The sequence below is a fragment of the Rhodococcus sp. PvR099 genome (assembly GCF_017833315.1).
GTDB classification, from domain to species: Bacteria; Actinomycetota; Actinomycetes; order Mycobacteriales; family Mycobacteriaceae; genus Rhodococcus_G; species Rhodococcus_G oryzae.
In genome coordinates this window covers 3492087-3510569 of record NZ_JAFIBV010000001.1, presented here as the reverse complement: position 1 = coordinate 3510569, position 18483 = coordinate 3492087, and the positions used below count along the sequence as shown (strand labels likewise).

The window sequence follows — 18483 nt, the reverse complement described above, 5'->3', positions numbered from 1 at the left end:
TCCATCGATGGTGCGGCTGTTCGTTACCGCGCGAGTGCCTGTTCGTGCACGCCCTGGACGGCGCGGCCGGAGGGGTCGGCCATCGCGGCGAATTCCGGGTCCCACTCGAGTGCGGCGGGGGTGGAGCAGGCGATGGACTTGCCGCCCGGCACTGTGGCCGCGCAGGCCTCGCCGGGGAAGTGCTGGGCGAAGATCCGCCGGTAGAGGTAGGCCTCCTTGGTTTCCGGCGTGTTGTGCGGGAACAGCTGCGCGGCGGACGCGAGTTCGGCGTCGGTGACCGCGGCCTCGGCGTGGTCCTTGAGGCCGTCGATCCAGCCGTAGCCGACGCCGTCGCTGAACTGCTCCTTCTGCCGCCACAGGATCTGCTCGGGCAGCGCACCCTCGAATGCCTCGCGGATCACGGCCTTCTCGATCCGGCCGCCGCCTGCCATCTTGTGGGTGGCGTCCATGCTCATCGCGGTGTCGAGGAACTCCAGGTCCAGGAACGGCACCCGCGCCTCCACACCCCAGGCCATCATCGACTTGTTCGCGCGCAGGCAGTCGTAGCTGTGCAGGGCGTCGAGCTTGGCGACGGTCTCCTCGTGGAAGGCCTGCGCGGACGGCGCCTTGTGGAAGTACAGGTAACCGCCGAACATCTCGTCGGCGCCCTCCCCGGACAGGACCATCTTCACGCCCATCGCCTTGATCCGACGCGCCAGCAGGAACATCGGGGTCGAGGCCCGGATGGTGGTGACGTCGTAGGTCTCGATGTGCCGGATCACCTCCGGCAACGCGTCGAGGCCCTCGGCAAAGGTGTAGACGAAGCCGTGGTGCTCGGTGCCGAGGGAATCAGCGGCGAGCTGGGCGGCCGCCAGGTCCGGCGAGCCCTCCAACCCGATCGCGAACGAATGCAGGTGCGGCCACCACGCCTCGCTGCGGTCGTCGTCCTCGACGCGGTCGCGGGCGAACCGGGCCGCGCACGCGGCCACCAGTGACGAGTCGAGACCACCGGAGAGCAGCACGCCGTAGGGGACGTCGGTCATCATCTGCCGGTGCACCGCCTGCTCGAACGCGGCCCGCAGCTCCTGCGGCGCCACCTGGGTGCCGACGGTGGCGGAGTGTTCACGCCACGGCTTGTCGTAGTAGCGGCGCAGCTCGCCGGTCGCGCTGTCGTAGAGGTGGCCCGGCGGGAACGCGGCCACGTCCTCGCACACCCCGACCAGTGCCTTCATCTCCGACGCGACCAGGATGCGGCCGGCACTGTCGTGGCCCCAGTACAGCGGGATCACCCCGATCGGGTCGCGGGCGATCAGGAACCGCTGCTGCTCGGCGTCGAACAACGCGAACGCGAAGATGCCGTTGAGCCGGTTCACGAAATCGGTGTCCCCCTCGCGGTAGAGGGCGCTGATCACCTCGCAGTCGGAGCCGGTGGTGAAGTCGTAGTCGCTGGCCTCGCGCAGCTCACGGTGGTTGTAGATCTCCCCGTTGACCGCCAACGCGAGGTGACCGTCCCGCGAGCGCAGCGGCTGCGACCCGCTGGCCGGGTCCACGATCGCCAGGCGCTCGTGCACCAGGATCGCGCCGTCACCGACGAACACACCGCTCCAGTCGGGCCCGCGGTGCCGTTGCCTGCGCGACAGTTCCACGGCCTGAACGCGCAGCGCGGCCAGATCGTCGCCGGACTGCAGACCGAAAATGCCGAGGATCGAACACACGGGGCCGAACTCCTTTGAATCGTGGCAGGAGAGGCCGACCGATGCCTGCCCCCGCTGGGTTGGTCGATGACGCAACACGGCGAGGGCCCACCGAGGCAGGCCCTCGCCATGTGAATCTGTTGAAGGTTACTCGTTGTTACCGTGCCGTTCGCCCGCCATTGCGGATTCGTGCCAACAGGCGGGATGACCGGCCCTCCGATCGGAGTTATCCGGCCGCAACGTGCTCCTCGAGTAGATCGAGCGACTCGCCGTGGTCGTCGCCCACCTTGGCCAGCAGGCCGGTGGCCAGGAGCAGCCAGGACAGCACCTGCGCGCCCGGCTTTCCCGCGAACGCCGGGCGGAAGCGAATGGTCTCGGTGACGATGTGGCCGCCGTCCGCCGGCTCCATGGTGAGCACCACATCCTGCCGAATGCCCCGTTGCTTACCGGAGAACTCGAACACCCTGTTCGGCTCGTGCCGGGTGATGGTCCAGCGGACGACGTCGAAGTCGCATTCCTCGCCGTGCTTGGCGTCCCAGCCGTGCCCCGCGGCCATCGCGAAGTCCGGCCCGAGCACCGTCTCCGTCTTGTGCTCCTCGTACAGCCCCGATTCCGTCGGATGGGTGAAGGCATGCCAGATGACGTCAGGGTCACCCTCGAGCAGTCGCCAGTTCGTGAACGATGCATAGCCCATTGCTGCTCCCTGATGGTGTGGCCCGGTCCGCGTCCCCAACGCGTGCGCGGCGGGCGAAGTTGTTGCCGGACAGAGTAGCTTTCCTGCATGGACGCCGAACGCCTCCGTGTGCTGCGTGAGCTGGCCGACCGGGGCACGGTGTCCGCGGCCGCGGCCGCTCTCTCGATGACCCCGTCGGCGGTGTCCCAGCAACTCAAGATCCTCGCCCGCGAGGCGGGGGTCGCGATCCTGGAACCGGACGGCCGTCGCCTGCGGCTCACCGATGCCGGGCACGCGCTGGTCCTGCGCGCGGAGGATGTGCTGGCCGCCCTGGACCGGGCAAGTGCGGAGATGGCCTCCTATCGGGGGTCACCGCGCGGGCGGGTCCGGGTCGCGCTGTTCCCCTCTGGGGCAGCGCTGCTGCTGCCGGGCGTGCTCGCCCGGATCTCCGAGCTCGGGGTGGAGATCGAGGCTCAGGACGTGGACGAGCCGGCATCGGCGGTGCCGCAGTTGTTGGCCGATTTCGACGTGGTTCTCACCCACCGCGACGAGCGTGCTCCCTCGCTGATCTCGCCGCGGGTGCGGACGGAGGCGCTGATGCGCGAGCCCATCGACCTGCTCCTCGGCCCGGGGCATCCGCTGGCCGACAGGTCCGAAGTCGGGCTCGACGAGCTGGCGGACGAGAGTTGGATCAGCGTGCGCGGCGGGTTCCCCGTCGACGATGTGTTGCAGTCGGTGGCCGCCGCCACCGGGGTCCAGCCGCGGGTGGTCCAGCGCATCAACGACTTCCGGGTGATAGAGGAGCTGGTCGCGGCCGGCCACGGGGTGGCGCTGATGCCGCGATATGCGCTCGCGCACCCGGGGCTGGTGGGCAAGCGTCTCGCCGGTGTCCGGGCGGCCCGAATCTACGAGTTGGCGACCAGGCCCGCGGCGACGGACCGGCCCGCGGTCGGGGCGGTGCTCGCCGCCTTCCGGGAGGAAGCGGCACACGTGAACGGGTGAGGCACAGACGACGAAACTCCGGCCACCGCAGGGGTGCCCGGAGTTTCGTCGGTGAAGCGGGAGAAGGCTAGGAGAGCGCCTTGCTCTTGAGTGCCGTGAACTCGGCCTCCGTGATGGCGCCGCTGTCCAGCAGTGCCTTCGCGTCCGCGATCTGGTCCGCCGGGGACTTTCCGCCCGCGACGGTCTTGATGTACGCGTCCTGCTGTTCCTTGTACTGCTGCGCCTGAGCGATGGACCGCTTGGTCATGCTGTCACCGCGGGCGATGAGGTAGATCAGAGCCGTGAGGAACGGCACGAAGATCAGGAAGAAGACCCACACCGCCTTCCACCAACCGGACAGCTTGTGGTCACGGAAGAGGTCTCCGATGATCGAGAAGAGCAGCATCAGGTACGCCACGAAGGCGAAGGTGATGATGATCAGCCACAGGAAATCCCAAAACGAGTTCACGTCGTTCATCAAAAGCTCCATTCACCTAAGGATCTGACTGTTCGTCTGAGGATCCCAGAGCCGGGGTGCCGCGGGCTTCATCCTTTGCAGGTGAGTTGCGATTCATCCGTGCGGGGTGAGGCGACGTGTGGGGGGAGGGGGCAGTCTGGGCGGCATGAGCGACTCACTGAACATCGGCCCGGTGGAGCTGGTCGTGCTGACCTTTCCCGGGGCGCAAGTTGATCCCGGAACCATCGCTGCGCTCCAGGATGTGGTCGAACGGGGCTACGTCACGCTGCTCGACCTCGTCTACATCGCGAAGGACACCGACGGGACCATCACCCAGGTGGACGTTGACGAGGATCTCGACGAGGTCGGCCTCGCCATCCTGTCGATCGAGGCGAAGGCGCTGATCAGCGACGAGGACCTCGACGTGGTTCGCGACTCGCTGGAGCCGGGCACCTCGGCCGCGGTGATCGTCTATGAGGAGACGTGGGCGCGCCAGATCGCTGCGTCCGTCCGCGGCGCGGGTGGCGAGGTCGCCCTGCACGTTCAGATTCCCCGCGATGCCGTCGTTGCGGCCGTCGTGGCCGCACTGTAGGAATTCCGCACCAGCACAGGAGAGTCACATGGTTTTCAGAGCCGGCCGCAGGGGCCGTCCAGGATTGCTCGGCACCGTTGCGCGCACCGCCGTCATCGCGGGCACGGCCCAGGCGACGTCCAACGCGATGAACCGTCGGTCCCAGCAGAAGGCCGCTGAGCAGCAGGCCTATGCAGACCAGCAGGCGGCGCAGCAGCAGGCCGCCTACGCGCAGCAGGCCCAGGCTCAGGCCGCGTACGCACCGCAGGTTCAGGCGCCGCAGGCCGCGCCCGCGGGTGACGACCTCATCACCAAGCTGCAGCAGCTCGCTCAGCTGCACGAGTCGGGGGCACTCTCCGACGAGGAGTTTGCCGCCGCGAAGGCCCAGCTGCTCGGTTAGGCGGCTTCGCCGCCCGTGAGTACTTGTGGTCCCCAGGCGGGCCACAAGTACTCACGGCTCAAGGTCTCTGCCGGCATCGACGAGAGGATCACCGGTTCCATGACGACTTCCGAGGACGCGACCGCGACGATCGCGGCGGCCAACGAGCGGGCCGCTCACACCCTCCCGTTTGCCGACGACACCGATCTGGCCGACGCCGAGCGCGGGTTCATCGCGGCATTGAACCCGGGGGTGGTGACCGGTGCCGACGGAACGGTGGTGTGGGACAACGATTCCTACGCGTTCCTCGAGGGGACCTGCCCGCCGACCGTGAACCCGAGCCTGTGGCGCCAGTCGGGGCTGGTCGCGAAGCAGGGCCTGTTCGAGGTGCGTGAGCGGGTGTACCAGGTCCGCGGTCTCGACCTGTCGAACATGACGCTGATCGAGGGCGAGACCGGCGTGGTGGTGATCGACCCGCTGATCTCGCGGGAGACCGCGGCCGCCGGACTCGCGCTCTACCACGAGCACCGCGGCGATCGGCCCGTCACCGGCGTCATCTACACGCACTCGCACATCGACCACTTCGGTGGCGTCAAGGGCGTCACGACGGAGGAGGACGTGGCCGCGGGGCGATGCCCGATCCTCGCGCCGGTCGGCTTCGTGGAACACGCCGTCGAGGAGAACGTCTACGCGGGCACTGCGATGGCCCGGCGGGCCGCTTACATGTACGGCGCTGCGCTGCCAAGGGGACCCCGTGGCGGGGTCGGCGCCGGGCTGGGCCAGACGACGTCCACCGGCACGCCGACCCTGATCATGCCGACGCTGTACGTCTCCGCGACCGGGCAGGTGGAGACCGTCGACGGGGTCCGTATCGAGTTCCAGATGACGCCGGGCACCGAGGCGCCGTCCGAGATGAACTTCTACTTCCCGGATCTGCGGGCGCTGTGCATGGCGGAGAACGCGACCCACACCCTGCACAATCTGCTGACCCTGCGCGGCGCGCTGGTGCGGGATCCGCACGTGTGGTCCAAGTACCTCACCGAGTCGATCAACCGGTACGCCTCGAAGTCCGATGTGCTGTTCGCCTCACATCACTGGCCGACGTGGGGGTCCGAGCGTCTCACCGAGTTCCTGTCGCTGCAGCGGGACCTCTACGGCTACTTGCACGATCAGACTCTTCGTCGGATCAATCAGGGCCACACCGGAATCGAGATCGCGGAGGAGATCGAGCTGCCGCCCGCGCTGGCAGACGCCTGGCACACTCGCGGCTATTACGGCTCGGTCAGCCACAACGTCAAGGCGATCTACCAGCGCTACATGGGCTGGTTCGACGGGAACCCGGCGCACCTCTGGGAACATCCGCCCGTGGAGTCGGCCACGAGGCACGTGGAGTTCATGGGCGGCTCGGCCGAGGTGCTGCGCAAGGCCAGGGAGTCGTTCGCGGCCGGTGACTTCCGTTGGGTCGCGCAGGTGGTCAACTACGTGATCTTCGCCGAACCCGACAACGCGGAGGCGAAGGCGCTGCAGGCCGACACCTTCGAACAGCTCGGTTACGGCGCCGAGAACGGAACCTGGCGGAACTTCTATCTCACCGGGGCCTACGAGCTGCGGAACGGGTCGGTGGGAACACCGACCAAGGCCGACGCCCCGGACATCGCGGCAGCGCTGTCGGTCGAGCAGGTCTTCGACGCGGTGTCCCTGCGGATCGACGGACCGCGGGCCTGGTCGGCGCGCATCGTGATCGACTGGCGGGTCACCGACGAGGACCTGGTGCACCGGACGCAACTCAGCAACGGGCTGCTGGTCCACTTCGACCTCGACGGCGAACCCGCCGGCGCCGATGCCACTCTCACACTCGCCCGTCCGGTGCTCCTTGGGGTGCTGGTCGGCGGCGCGGACATCACGAAGGCGATCGCCGACGGCACCGTCGTCGCGGAGGGAGACGTCGCGAAGCTGGTCGAGCTCGCCGGCTATCTCGATGCGCCCGACCCGGATTTCGCGATCGTCACTCCCGACTGAGATCGGCCTGGTGCGGCGCAGCATGTGAAGCGGGCACAGGCATCGACAGGCTGGAGGTTTCGAGCGGATGCCGCCGCGGTATCCAGTCACCATGACTGCAGCCCTACCGTTGCCACGAGGTCCGATCTCATACGCACTCGTGACCGCCCTGTCGCAGGGTCGCCGCGGTTCCCTCAACACATTTCCGCACCTGGGCCAATCCGACGCGTTCGGAGGCGACCTCCAACTCGCCCTCCAGATCTGTTACGAGTTGCACTACCGCGGGTTCGAGGCCGTTGATCCCGAGTGGGAGTGGGATCCGGACCTCATCCGTGCGCGCGGGGCGATGGAACGCCGCTTCCTCGATCGACTACGCGCTGAGGTCTCTGGGGGCGCCGACGCCGAAGGCGCGCTGGCCTCCGCGGCACATGAGCCGGACGGCGGTGCGGGCGCGTCGAAGTACCTTCTCGAGCACGGCACCTGGGACCAGATGTGCGAGTTCCTGGCTCACCGATCTATCTATCACCTCAAGGAGGCCGATCCGCACGCCTGGGCGATTCCGAGGCTTGAGGGGAGCGTGAAATGCGCATTCGTCGCTGTCGAATACGACGAATACGGCGGGGGCCGACCGGAACGGATGCACGCCAGGCTGTTCGAGGATCTACTCCGGGCCGCCGGACTCGACCACCAGTATCTCGGCTACCTCGACGACGTCCCACCGGAGACGCTGGCGACCGTGAATCTGATGTCGCTCTTCGGATTGCACCGGAACCTGCGCGGCGCGCTGGTCGGCCACTTCGCGGCAGCGGAGATCACCACTCCGCCTGCCGCGCGCCGGATGGTCAGTGCCCTGAAGCGCATGAATGCGCCCAGCGAGTGCGTGCATTTCTATGCCGAACACATCGAAGCAGACGCCGTTCACGAGCAGGTACTTCGCCACGATGTGGTCGGCGCCCTCCTCGGTCAGGAACCGAATCTCGCCGGCGACGTCGTCTTCGGGATCCAGGCCACCGAACTCGTGGAGAATCGACTGTCCGACCATCTGACACGCCACTGGCGCGCCGGTGCCAGTTCCCTACCGGCCGTCCATGATTTCCCAGTGAACCGCACCGCACCTGCAGTCTCACGGGGTACTTCGGCGGATCCCTAGCCGGAATCGCGACGCCGGACAGCGCGGCTCCGGTGGCTGGCATCGCACAACGGGTACAGCGCACTGAGTCGGCAGCGGCACACCGCCACGACGAACCGATCCGAGATCACAACCCGACCGTCGCCCAGGGTGATTCGCACCGGCCCACGCACGAGCGCAGGGCCTCCGCGCACCAGGCGGAGGCACTCGGATTCGGGGCCGTCCCATTCCGGCGGCTGCTCCCCGTTGTCGAGGCCCTGCTCACCCCCGGACACCGGTGGGCCTGTCCGCACGGATGACCACCAACTCCTCCTCGTGCTGGCCGCGCCCGCAGTATCCCGCGGACTCCAGGTATCTCGAACGCCTGCGCATCACCGGTCCGAACGAAATGCGCTCGCGCCGCACCACCGCGGCCCGAAGCCCCGTCGATGTCAATTCACGCAGCGTCAGCTCCACCCCCGATACCGCCGACTGTACGAGGAGCAGTGCGCCGCCGGGGCTCAGCAGCTCGAACGACGCCGAGCACAGTGGCCCGAGGACCGCGCGCCCATCCGGGCCGCCGTCCCAGCGATGCGAGTGTCCTGCAGGACCCACGAGCCGGATCGGGGGGCTCGGTACGTAGGGGGGATTGGACACCACGACGTCGAAGGGTCCTTCTGAGACGGCAACCGTGAGACCTCCGCGCCTGACTCTGATCGGCAGTCCGCGCCCGCGCGCGTTGGCCCATGCCACCCCGGTGGCCAGCGACGAACAATCGACCGCGGTGACCTTTGCGGCCCCTGCTCTGGCAGCAACCATCGCCAATGCTCCGCTACCACAACAGAAATCGAGAACCTCTGCCTCCGGGGTGACTGACGCCGCGAGCGCCGACGCAAGCATCCACGTGTCCTCCTGCGGCCGGTACACTCCGGGGGGCCGCCAGACACGAGGGTGACCGGCAGCGCCGCCGAAGCCGACAGAGCCTGCGGTGTGGCCGCCCGCTGTCCTCGCCCTCGAACTCGCCTGATGCGTCATGACGTTCGAGTACCCCGGTCCCGGATCTCGAAACCGACCAACCGGCTTCTGTCCATGGACCTGCGCAAATCACGGTGCAGCTCAGTAGTAATGGGCCCGTCCACCTACGGCGTGCCCCATCGAGCCGAGTAGGTACAGCACCGCACCGACCACCACAAGGACGATTCCGATCGTCCACAGGATCGGGATGCTGAGAAGAAAGCCGACAAGCAGCAGGATGAGTCCAAGAATGATCATGACGGGTACGCCTCACTTCGGTCACAGTGCTCGCGAGTCAACAGAAACACTGCCGCGAATTGCACCGTGATCCGAATACCCGCAACCCACCGGATGCAAACCTGACAAGTCGTGTGCGGGGGTGGACATGGCACGCGAAGCTGGTACTGGTGTGCGCGCGTCGTACCCCAATCGGGGTACGACGCGCGCACAAGTGCGTCGGCGCCTAGTAGGCGCGGTTGACCGCGGAGACCACGCCGCGCAGCGAGGCGGTGGTGATGGAGGTCGCGATGCCGACGCCCCACACCGTCTTGGTGACGCCGTCGGGCCGGGTGACCGCGCACTCCACGTAGGCCGCGGCCTGCGCGTCGTCGCCCGCGGACATGGCGTGCTCGCTGTAGTCCAGCACCCGGACGTCGAAGCCGATGGTCCCGATCGCATCGACGAACGCGGCCAGCGGGCCGTTGCCAGAGCCGGTGATCTCGTGTTCCTTGCCGTTCGCCTTCACCACTGCGGTGATGGCGTCGGTGCCGCCGTCCTCCTCGGACGCGGTCACCTTCTGGCGGATCCGCTCCAGCGGGCTGATCGGGGCCAGGTACTCCTCGTTGAAGACGTCCCACATCTCCTTGGGGGAGACCTCGCCGCCCTCGCCGTCGGTGATCCTCTGGACGGCGGAGGAGAACTCCATCTGCAGGCGGCGCGGCAGCACCAGGCCGTGGTCGGCCTTCATGATGTAGGCGACGCCGCCCTTGCCGGACTGCGAGTTCACCCGGATCACGGCCTCGTAGCTGCGGCCCACATCCTTGGGGTCGATCGGCAGGTAGGGGACCGCCCAGATGATGTCGTCGACGTCGGCGTCCTGCGCGTCCGCCGAGATCTTCATCTGGTCGAGGCCCTTGTTGATGGCGTCCTGGTGGCTGCCGGAGAAGGCGGTGTACACCAGGTCGCCGCCGTACGGGTGCCGCTCCGCGACGGGCAGCTGGTTGCAGTACTCCACGGTGCGGCGGATCTCGTCGATGCTGGAGAAGTCGATCTGCGGGTCCACGCCGCGGGTGAACATGTTCAGGCCGAGGGTGACCAGGCAGACGTTGCCGGTGCGCTCGCCGTTGCCGAACAGGCAGCCCTCGATGCGATCCGCCCCGGCCTGGAAGCCGAGCTCCGCAGCCGCGACGCCGGTGCCGCGGTCGTTGTGCGGGTGCAGCGACAGGATCACGGAGTCGCGGCGGGCCAGGTTACGGCTCATCCACTCGATGGAGTCGGCGTACACGTTCGGCGTCGCCATCTCGACGGTGGCGGGCAGGTTCAGGATGATCGGGTTCTCGGGGGTCGGCGAAATCACCTCGGTGACGGCGTCGCACACCTCCTTCGCGTACTCCAGCTCGGTGCCGGTGTACGACTCGGGGGAGTACTCGTACCGCCAGTTGGTGTCGGGGTATTTCGCCGCTTCCTGCAGGCACTTGCGGGCGCCCGCGGTGGCGATCTTCTTGATCGCCTCGCGCTCGGCCCGGAACACCACCCGTCGCTGCAGGATCGAGGTGGAGTTGTAGAAGTGCACGATGACGCTGCGGGCGCCGTCGCAGGCGGCGAACGTGCGCTCGATGAGCTCGTCGCGGCACTGGGTGAGGACCTGGATGGTCACGTCGTCGGGGATCGCCCCGTCCTCGATGATCTCGCGGACGAAGTCGAAATCGGTCTGGCTGGCCGACGGGAAGCCGACCTCGATCTCCTTGTAGCCCATCCGCACCAACAGGTCGAACATGCGGCGCTTACGGGCAGGGCTCATCGGGTCGATGAGGGCCTGGTTGCCGTCACGCAGATCGACCGCACACCACAGCGGGGCGCGGTCGATGATCTTGTCCGGCCAGGTGCGGTCCGGGAGGGAGATGGGCTCGACCTCCTCGGCGAACGGCCGGTACCGGTAGGTCGGCATGGAGGAGTTCTTCTGCTGATTCCAGACGGGCTGGTCGGCAGGTGCGGGCTTCGACGGCGGCGTGATGGTGCGCGATCCGGAAGTAAAAGCGTCGGCGGATGACATTGACGATTCTCCGAGATGAAGGGGACTGTTGGTCCGATGGTGTCGACCGGCGCGTCTGAACCCCGCGACGGGAGGCCAGTCTGGATCAGACCCCGTCGCGGCGGTGAAGAAGGAGCGCCCGCTGCATGAGGAAGAGTCTACCTGCCTCGGCAATCCCGCAGGATCTCACCCGTCGGGAGTGATGCCCGTCGATCGCGGGGCCGTGAGGCTGGCGGGATGGTGTCGACAGTGTCCGCGGTCCGCGGTTGGGTGCGTTCGAGGATCCCCGAGCGCAGGTTCCTCAAGGCGGACCTCGTCGCGGCGATCCCCGGTGCGATCAGCAGCGTCCCGGACGGGATGGCGTCCGGGGTGCTGGCCGGGGTCAGCCCGGTGCACGGCCTCTACGCGAGTTTCGCCGGACCGCTGTTCGGTGGGATGCAGACCAGCACCAAGCTGATGGTGATCACCACGACCAGCGCCTCGGCGCTCGCCGCCGGTTCGGCCCTCGCACAGGTGCCGGAGGCGGAGCGACCAGGTGCCCTGATCCTGCTCACCCTGATCGCGGGCGCCGTGATGGTCGCGGCCGCCGTGCTCCGGCTGGGGCGCTACACCCGCTTCGTCTCGCATTCGGTGATGACCGGCTTCCTCACCGGGATCGCCGTCAACATCGTGCTCGGGCAGCTCGTCGACCTGACCGGGGCGACCGTGTCGGGGTCCGTCGCCCTTGCCAAGGCCTTCGACCTGGTCACGAACCCGACGCACATCGATCTGCCGTCATTGCTGACCGGGCTGCTGGCCCTCGTGCTGCTCATCGTCCTCGCGCACACCAGGCTGGCGTTGTTTGCGCCCTGATCGCGCTGGTGGTGCCCTGCATGATCGTGATCGTGATCGTCCTCGACAGCGTGGCCCGGGTGGCGGACGTGGGCGCGATCCCGACCGGGATCCCGCTACCGCAGATCCCCGACCTCGGACTCCTGTCGCCGTCGCTGATCGGGGCCGGATTCGCCGTGGCCGCGATCGTGCTGGTGCAGGGTGCCGGCGTCGCGGAGGCCTCGCCCAACCGGGACGGCTCCCGGGCCCTGCCGAACCAGGATTTCTCTGCGCAGGGCATCGGCAACATCGGTTCCGCACTGTTCGGCGGGATGCCGGTCGGCGGATCGGTCGGCCAGACGGCGTTGAACGCCACCGCAGGCGCGCGCAGCCGCTGGGGCGCGGTCTTCTCCGGGATCTGGATGCTCGTGATCCTGGTGCTGTTCTCGGGGCTCGTCGGCAAGGTCCCGATCCGACACTGGCGGCGGTGCTGATCTTCGCCGCCGTTGGCTCCATCCGCCCCGAACAGATCGCATCGATCCTGCGCAGCGGACCCAGCTCGGTCATCGCGCTGGTGACCACCTTCATCGCGACCCTGCTGCTCCCGGTCACCGCTGCGGTCGGGATCGGCGTCGCGCTCTCGATCCTGCTGCAGCTCAACCAGGAGGCCGTCGATCTCAAGGTCGTTCGGTTGCGGCCGACCGATGGCGGGCTGCTCGAGGAGGCTGATGCCCCGAAGACGCTGGCGAGCGGGGAGGTCGTCGTGCTCGACGTGTACGGCAGCCTCTTCTACGCGGGCGCGAGGACGCTGCAGGTGCATCTGCCGGACCCGGGCAACGCCCGCTCACCCGAGGTCATCCTGCGGCTGCGGGGCCGAACCACGTTGGGTGCCACCTTCTTCAAGGTGGTCGCCGACTATGCGGGCAGGCTCGATCGACTCGGGGGCCGCTTGTATCTGAGCGGCCTCATGCCGGAGGTGCTCGACTACTGGGACGCCGACCGCCTCGACAGTCAGGGCGTCTCTCTCGAGATGTTCGCGGCCACGCCGATCCTCGGCGAATCGACCGGTCAGGCAATCGAGGAGGCCGAGCGCCGGCTGGTCCGCAAGCGTTGAGTGGGGCCCGTCGAACCCGGCGGTAGCTATTTCGCGAAAGACGAGAACGAGGGGGGCTCGTTCGTTTACTGTGTCCGCGTCGGGCTGTGATTTTGACCCGTGCAGGGGTCGTTCTGGAAGTAGGAAATTCATGTCGGCTTTGAACAATGCTGTCCGTGGGCTCGGTGTCGCGGTCCTCAGTACCGGAATCGCGATGGTGGGTCTGGCGGCGGTGGCGCCGACTGCGAGCGCCGACACGGTCCTCGGGACGTGCACCGTCGTCTCGAGCCCGAACCCCGAGCACGCCACCGATTGCATCGGCGCGAACCTGGCCGGTGCGAACCTGACGGGCGTGAACCTGTCCGGTGCGAACCTGTCCGGCGCGAACCTGCTCGGCGCGAACCTGTCCGGCGCGAAGCTGACCGGCGCGAACCTCAGCAGCGCGAACCTCGGGAACACGCTCCTCGCAAACGCGGACCTGGGCGGGGCCAACCTGACCAACGCCTACCTGGTCAGCGCGAACCTCGTCGACGCGAACCTGGCAGGCGCGAACCTGGCGGGGGCAAACCTGTCCGGTGCCAACGTGTTCGGGGCCAAGCTCAAGGACGCGCTCTCGGTGAACCTCGCCGGTGCCAACGAGAACGGCGCGCCGATCGGCGGCGGCAGCAGTTCGATGCCGAACGGGCAGCCGCTGTTCGGTTCGAGCGTGACCGGTTCCGCCAACACCTCCGGGATGGGTGGCGAAGAGGAGAACCACCAGGACCCCCTGCAGCCGCTGATCGGTTCCGCGGTGACCGGCTCGACGAACATCAGCGGTATGTAGCACACGAAGATCAGCCCTCCGCGCCCTCGAGCGTCGGCATCTGCCGGCGGTCGAGGGCGTTCGTGTTGTGCCCGGGCTCAGTCTGGGAGGCGTCGCATCTCGATGACCGTCAGGCCCATCGTGTCGAAACGTGCAAGCATCCCGCGCAGCTGGACGTCGCCGTCGATCGGGCCGTACAGCGTCGTATAGGCGTGCGGGGTCGGCGCCACGCTCAGCTCCGGAAAGGCGGCAAGAACGCGCTCGGAAAGATCGCCGCGCACGAGGAACTCGTAGCGGACCCGGGCGGGTTTGGGGTGTGCCACCGGAGGGCCTCCTCCTGAGTCGACTGGGCTGATCCGTGATCAGTGGACCTTCGACCTCCAGTGTCCGCCGAGATGAGACGCGCGCCTCACCCGCGAGTGGTGAAATGCGCGGCCGCGGTCACAGCAGCCCGCGCGCCCTGGCCTCGGTGATGGCGTCGCGCCTGGTCCGCACGTCGAGTTTCCGGTAGATGCCGCGCAGGTGGGTCTTGACGGTGTTGACGGAGACGAACAGGTCCGCGGCGATCTGTTCGGCGGTGTGCCAGGAGGGCAGCTCGACGAGTAGTTCCATTTCGCGGGGGGTGAGCAGGTCCGTCGCGCCCTGCGCGGACTGCGGAATCACCGACCGCGCACGTTCGGCGAACTTGTCGTACACCCCGAAACGGCCGCGGTGCCGGTCCAGCAGATCCCTCAGCGGCTCGCCACCGTCGCGGAACGGCCGCAGGATGGCCTCGGGTTCAGCGATGGTGATCGCCTCGACCAGCGCAGACCTCGCGGTGATCGAGTCATCCCTGGCATCCGCGATCGTGGCCGCCATGAGCCAGGCGCGGATGAGGGTGACATCCGACAGGCATTCGAGTTCACCGCTGAGGACCGGGGCGAGCTCGCGGCGCGCCGCGTCCAGTCGTCGGTGGTGCAGCGACATCGTGGCCTGCAGCACGGCCACCTCGCCGCCGTGCCCGAGTTCGGCCGTGGTCAGCTCCGCGACCTGCGCGGCCCAGACGGGCTCCCCGACCTGGAGGAACGCGCGTTGGGCCGATGTCGCGAGGAGGGCGGTGGTGCCGGGCGGCAGCGGTCGGTTCCGCCCTGGCGCGCAATGGTCGCGGATCACCCTCGCCGCCGCGTGCCGGTCATCGGTGGACTCGAACTCGAGGATGGCCCCCAGGAGCACGGAGGCTCGCCCCATCGCCGGGCTCTCGCAGGCCGCGAGGTGCGGGACACACAGGCTCGCCAGTTGCGCCGCGGCCTCGTCCTCGACCCTCAGGTAGTGGCCCAGCGCGCCGAACAGCTGGGCGAGCTGGCAGTGGCGGTGGTCGGTGAGGTCATGGACGCGGCCGTGGTCGGTGGCTTCCGATGCCCTGGCGATCATGTCGTCGAGGCGGCACCGGTACGCCGCCACCGCTGCCAGGCCGGTGAGGGCCTCCAGGACCACGGCGGGCAGTTCGGCGGCGCGCGCGGTCGCCAGAGCGTCCTCCAGGTGCAGGCCCGCGGGCACGAGCCGGCCGAGATACAGCTCGGCGATGCCCTCCTGCAGCAGCGCGAAGGAGTCGAGCTCGGGGTCGCCGGCCTCGCCGACCGGGTCGGATTGCAGCGTCTTCAACGCGTTTTCGATACCACCGGTCTGAACGGCGACCTGCAGGCGGAGGCCGTCCCCGAGCATCTCGAGCTCGGCGGGCATCTCCGCGTCACCCTGATCCGATGCGCGGTCGAGCGCGCTCAGGGTGGACGAGGCGGCGGCGGTGTTGCCCCTGGCCAATTCCGCGGCGACCCTGAGCAATCGGGTGGACGGATCCGCCCGCACGGTCGGGGACACGCGGTCGAGGACACTGATCACGGTGGCCCAGTTGCCCGCGAGCACCAGCCGCAGTCCGCACTCCTGCAGCAGCGTCAGCAGTGCGTCGTCGTCGCCGGCCTGTAGTGCGTGTTCCAGTGCATGCTCGTGGTCTCCGCTACGAGCGAACCACCCGGCGGCGACTCGTTCGAGGTCACCGACCGCATCGCGCCCCAGTCGGCCGACCTCGGCGCGCAGATACTCGCGCAACAGGGGGTGATACCGATACCAGCCGGGTGAGCCGCACACCCGCTCGACCAGAAAGTTGGAGTGCTCGAGGGTGTCGAGGACGTCGCGGCTTCCCTGGTTCCCGGTGAGCGCCTCGGCGAGTTCGACGGTGAACGCATCGGGGACGGATGTCTCGACGACGAATTCTCGCTCGTGCTCGGTGAGACCGTCCAGCACCTCGTTGACGAGATAGTCGGCGACCACCCTGCTGTCCCCGCTGAAGTCGGTGATCATCGCGGTGGGGTCGGGGTGCCGTGCAAGGGAGATCGCGGCGAGTCGAAGACCGGCCGCCCACCCCTCGGTGCGGCCGAGGATCTTGGTCAGGTCGAGGCCGTCGAGGCGTACCCCGTGTTCCGCGAACAGGATCGCCGCCTCCTCCTCGGTGAAGGCGAGATCGCGATGGGAGAGGTCGCAGACCCGGCCCTCGAGGCGCATCCGGTGCACGGCGAGCGGTGGTTCGAAACGCCCGGCGAGGATGGTGCGCAGGCTCGGCGGTGCCCAACGAAGGAAATTCCCGAGCGCCTCGAGGACCGTCGGTTCGTGCAGCAGGTGCGCGTCGTCGAGGATCAGCCAGACCGGCTCGCCTACGGCCTCGAGCGCCTGGGCCATCGCGAACGGGTAGTTCTCATCGTTGATGGGCGGCAGGTCGCGAACGGCGTCCGAGACCGCGGGATTGCCGGTGCTCTCCAGGGTCGCGCGGACCGCGGAACGGACCGTGTCGAGGTCGTTGTCCCGTTCTTCGACGGTGAGCCAGGCGATCGTCGGGGGGTTGGGCTGCACGGAGACCGCGGCGGCCCAGTCCGAGAGCAGCATGGTCTTGCCCGTGCCCACCGGCGCGATGAGCATGGCGACGGTGGTCGGCGAGTCCGGCGGCGAGAACATCGCCTCGGACAGCGAATCCAGTAGTCGCCCACGGCGAATCACGGGGTGCGCATAGTTCGGGATCTGATTACGCGCCTGCTGTGTATCCCAATTCACTACGGACATCTGGCCACTCCCCGACGGTCGATCACGCCGAGGCCCGTTGCGTCGGCGTTTCCCCCGCTCACAGCACCGCGCGGGGGCCAGTAAGGGGATCGTAACGGCAGCGCAGGCTATTTGGGTGTCGTACGCGTGACCAATTGGTGGCCGGGGAGTGAGGCCCGTCATTCCTGCCGGATCAGCGGGGCCACCTTGGTCCCCAGTAGCTCGATGGTTCGCATGACCTTGGCGTGGGGGAGCGGACCGACGCTGGGGTGCAACATGAACCGGTCGATGCCGAGGGTCTCGCGCATGTCGATGATCTTCTCGGCGACTTGTTCCGGGTTGCCCAGTATCAACGAGCCGCCTGGCCCGCGCAGGCCGTCGAAACTCTGTGGATTCATTGGCGCCCAGCCGCGTTCCCGGCCGAGCCCGGTCATTGCGGCCGCGTAGCTCGGGTAGAACTCGGCAGCGGCCTGCTCGTCGGAGTCGGCAACATATCCGTGCGCGTGCACTGCGATCGGCTGGGGTTCGTGGCCGCCCTCCTCGACGGCGCGCCGGTGCAGATCGGCAAGCGGCGCGAACCGTGCAGGGCTACCGCCGATGATCGCGAGCGCCATCGGTAGACCCAACAGTCCCGCCCTGGCAACGGATTCCGGGTTGCCTCCGACGCCGACCCAGATCGGGAGCGGGCGCTCGGACCGGGGGTAGACCGACTGCCGGTCCAGGGGTGCTCGGTGGTTTCCCGACCAGGTCACGGTCTCGGAATCGCGGAGGGCCAGCAGCAGGCCGAGCTTCTCGACGAACAGCTCGTCGTAGTCGGCGAGGTCGTAGCCGAACAGCGGGAACGACTCGGTGAACGAGCCGCGGCCGGCCATCACCTCGGCGCGGCCGCCCGAGATCAGGTCGAGGGTGGCGAACTCCTCGAATACCCGAACGGGATCGTCCGAACTCAGGACGGTCACCGCGCTGGTCAGGCGGATGTCTGAGGTGCGGGCCGCGGCGGCGGCCAATACGACGGCGGGGGCGGATGCCACGAAGTCCGCGCGGTGGTGCTCGCCGACCCCGTACACGTCGAGGCCGACCTGCTCCGCGAGTTCGACCTCCTCCAGGAGATTGCGCAGTCGTTCGCGCGGGGACACGCTCCCGTCCGTGTCGACCTCCGCAAATGTGGTCAATCCGACCTCCATCGAGCCACCCTCCATCATGTAGTCAAAATATCAACTACATGGGTAACTCGACGCCCGGCGCGAAAATTCCGTCAGGCTTGCGAGTCGCGTACGGCCTGCAGTGCCTCGTGCGTCACCGGATCCACCGCGGCGGCGAAGTCGTCGTGCTTCTCGAGGTAGCCGGCGACGAAGGGGCAGATGGGGACGATCCGCTTGTCGGCGCCGACGGTCTCGGCGAGCGCGTCGTGGATCAACCGGCTGGCCAGGCCGCGGCCGCCGTACTGTTCCCCGATCTCGGTGTGGAAGAAGATCCGTTGGCCGTCCCGATCCAGATACTCGGTGAATCCGGCCAGTTCCGTGCCGAGGTGGATCTCGTAGCGGTGAAGCGCGGGGGCGTCTCGGACCACGGGGGCCGGCGCATCTGCGACATGTTCGTCTGCCATG

20 protein-coding genes and 1 pseudogene are annotated in these 18483 nt (G+C 68.1%); 9 read left to right on the top strand and 12 right to left on the bottom strand.

All coding sequences use genetic code 11. From position 1 onward, the window contains the following. Positions 1 to 23: 23 nt before the first annotated feature. Both asnB and JOE46_RS16080 read right to left on the bottom strand, forming a co-directional pair. On the bottom strand, positions 24 to 1694 hold the full coding sequence (gene asnB / locus JOE46_RS16085; protein WP_209927839.1) for an asparagine synthase B: 1671 nt from the start codon (positions 1692 to 1694) through the stop codon (positions 24 to 26). A gap of 205 nt (positions 1695 to 1899) precedes the next feature. Beyond that, the gene (locus JOE46_RS16080) at positions 1900 to 2367 is read right to left on the bottom strand and encodes a hypothetical protein (protein WP_097213050.1); all 468 of its coding nucleotides are present in this window, start codon (positions 2365 to 2367) and stop codon (positions 1900 to 1902) included. Positions 2368 to 2454: 87 nt separating this feature from the next. On the opposite strand from JOE46_RS16080, the gene JOE46_RS16075 reads away from it, so the two are divergent. Next, positions 2455 to 3348, top strand: coding sequence for a LysR family transcriptional regulator (locus JOE46_RS16075; RefSeq protein ID WP_097213049.1), 894 nt, complete (start codon positions 2455 to 2457; stop codon positions 3346 to 3348). Between the two features lie 67 nt (positions 3349 to 3415). On the opposite strand, the gene JOE46_RS16070 is transcribed toward JOE46_RS16075, so the two are convergent. Then, the gene (locus tag JOE46_RS16070) at positions 3416 to 3796 is read right to left on the bottom strand and encodes an SHOCT domain-containing protein (protein ID WP_179800639.1); all 381 of its coding nucleotides are present in this window, start codon (positions 3794 to 3796) and stop codon (positions 3416 to 3418) included. Between the two features lie 154 nt (positions 3797 to 3950). Between JOE46_RS16070 and JOE46_RS16065 the strand changes: the two genes are divergently transcribed. The 4 genes from JOE46_RS16065 to JOE46_RS16050 all read left to right on the top strand — a co-directional run bounded on the left by JOE46_RS16065 (position 3951) and on the right by JOE46_RS16050 (position 7882). Further along, complete coding sequence (locus JOE46_RS16065) at positions 3951 to 4376, top strand: DUF6325 family protein (RefSeq protein WP_097213047.1); 426 nt, start codon at positions 3951 to 3953, stop codon at positions 4374 to 4376. Between the two features lie 28 nt (positions 4377 to 4404). After that, on the top strand, positions 4405 to 4755 hold the full coding sequence (locus tag JOE46_RS16060; RefSeq protein ID WP_097213046.1) for an SHOCT domain-containing protein: 351 nt from the start codon (positions 4405 to 4407) through the stop codon (positions 4753 to 4755). Between the two features lie 99 nt (positions 4756 to 4854). After that, complete coding sequence (locus JOE46_RS16055) at positions 4855 to 6753, top strand: alkyl/aryl-sulfatase (protein ID WP_097213045.1); 1899 nt, start codon at positions 4855 to 4857, stop codon at positions 6751 to 6753. Positions 6754 to 6892: 139 nt separating this feature from the next. Beyond that, positions 6893 to 7882 (top strand): iron-containing redox enzyme family protein, encoded by a 990-nt coding sequence (locus tag JOE46_RS16050; RefSeq protein ID WP_257017601.1) that lies wholly within the window; start codon positions 6893 to 6895, stop codon positions 7880 to 7882. On the opposite strand, the gene JOE46_RS16045 is transcribed toward JOE46_RS16050, so the two are convergent. The 5 genes and pseudogenes from JOE46_RS16045 to leuA all read right to left on the bottom strand — a co-directional run bounded on the left by JOE46_RS16045 (position 7879) and on the right by leuA (position 11126). Then, positions 7879 to 8034, bottom strand: coding sequence for a CDGSH iron-sulfur domain-containing protein (locus JOE46_RS16045; protein ID WP_373560277.1), 156 nt, complete (start codon positions 8032 to 8034; stop codon positions 7879 to 7881). The genes JOE46_RS16050 and JOE46_RS16045 overlap by 4 nt on opposite strands. A gap of 88 nt (positions 8035 to 8122) precedes the next feature. After that, positions 8123 to 8455, bottom strand: a complete 333-nt coding sequence (locus tag JOE46_RS26995) for a hypothetical protein (RefSeq protein ID WP_306455749.1) — start codon at positions 8453 to 8455, stop codon at positions 8123 to 8125. Between the two features lie 33 nt (positions 8456 to 8488). Beyond that, positions 8489 to 8740: pseudogene (locus JOE46_RS26990) on the bottom strand (50S ribosomal protein L11 methyltransferase); the annotation flags it as partial. 216 nt (positions 8741 to 8956) lie between these two features. Continuing rightward, positions 8957 to 9112 carry a DUF6131 family protein gene (locus JOE46_RS16035; RefSeq protein WP_097213041.1) on the bottom strand — a complete coding sequence of 52 codons (156 nt, stop codon included), beginning with the start codon at positions 9110 to 9112 and terminating at the stop codon, positions 8957 to 8959. Between the two features lie 205 nt (positions 9113 to 9317). Beyond that, positions 9318 to 11126, bottom strand: coding sequence for a 2-isopropylmalate synthase (gene leuA, locus JOE46_RS16030; RefSeq protein WP_209927835.1), 1809 nt, complete (start codon positions 11124 to 11126; stop codon positions 9318 to 9320). 216 nt (positions 11127 to 11342) lie between these two features. Between leuA and JOE46_RS26800 the strand changes: the two genes are divergently transcribed. The 4 genes from JOE46_RS26800 (at position 11343) to JOE46_RS16020 (ending at position 13831) form a co-directional block, all read left to right on the top strand. Beyond that, on the top strand, positions 11343 to 11957 hold the full coding sequence (locus JOE46_RS26800) for a SulP family inorganic anion transporter (protein WP_257017598.1): 615 nt from the start codon (positions 11343 to 11345) through the stop codon (positions 11955 to 11957). Between the two features lie 20 nt (positions 11958 to 11977). Further along, a complete protein-coding gene (locus tag JOE46_RS26795; RefSeq protein WP_257017597.1) occupies positions 11978 to 12409 on the top strand; it encodes a SulP family inorganic anion transporter in 432 nt (143 codons plus the stop codon). After that, the gene (locus tag JOE46_RS26520) at positions 12403 to 13029 is read left to right on the top strand and encodes a hypothetical protein (RefSeq protein WP_245221066.1); all 627 of its coding nucleotides are present in this window, start codon (positions 12403 to 12405) and stop codon (positions 13027 to 13029) included. Before JOE46_RS26795 ends, JOE46_RS26520 begins: the two co-directional genes overlap by 7 nt. Before the next feature lie 130 nt (positions 13030 to 13159). Continuing rightward, a complete protein-coding gene (locus tag JOE46_RS16020) occupies positions 13160 to 13831 on the top strand; it encodes a pentapeptide repeat-containing protein (RefSeq protein ID WP_179800632.1) in 672 nt (223 codons plus the stop codon). Positions 13832 to 13908: 77 nt separating this feature from the next. Here the strand turns inward: JOE46_RS16020 and JOE46_RS16015 are convergent, their stop codons facing one another. The 4 genes from JOE46_RS16015 to JOE46_RS16000 form a co-directional block, all read right to left on the bottom strand. Next, positions 13909 to 14133, bottom strand: coding sequence for a hypothetical protein (locus tag JOE46_RS16015; protein ID WP_097213039.1), 225 nt, complete (start codon positions 14131 to 14133; stop codon positions 13909 to 13911). A 118-nt stretch (positions 14134 to 14251) separates the two neighbouring features. Continuing rightward, positions 14252 to 16897, bottom strand: a complete 2646-nt coding sequence (locus JOE46_RS16010) for a LuxR C-terminal-related transcriptional regulator (RefSeq protein ID WP_143548492.1) — start codon at positions 16895 to 16897, stop codon at positions 14252 to 14254. A gap of 158 nt (positions 16898 to 17055) precedes the next feature. Further along, positions 17056 to 18060: an LLM class flavin-dependent oxidoreductase gene (locus JOE46_RS16005; RefSeq protein ID WP_209927833.1), complete on the bottom strand. Its 1005-nt coding sequence runs from the start codon at positions 18058 to 18060 to the stop codon at positions 17056 to 17058. Positions 18061 to 18131: 71 nt separating this feature from the next. Further along, positions 18132 to 18482, bottom strand: coding sequence for a GNAT family N-acetyltransferase (locus tag JOE46_RS16000; protein ID WP_097213037.1), 351 nt, complete (start codon positions 18480 to 18482; stop codon positions 18132 to 18134). Position 18483: the final 1 nt, after the last annotated feature.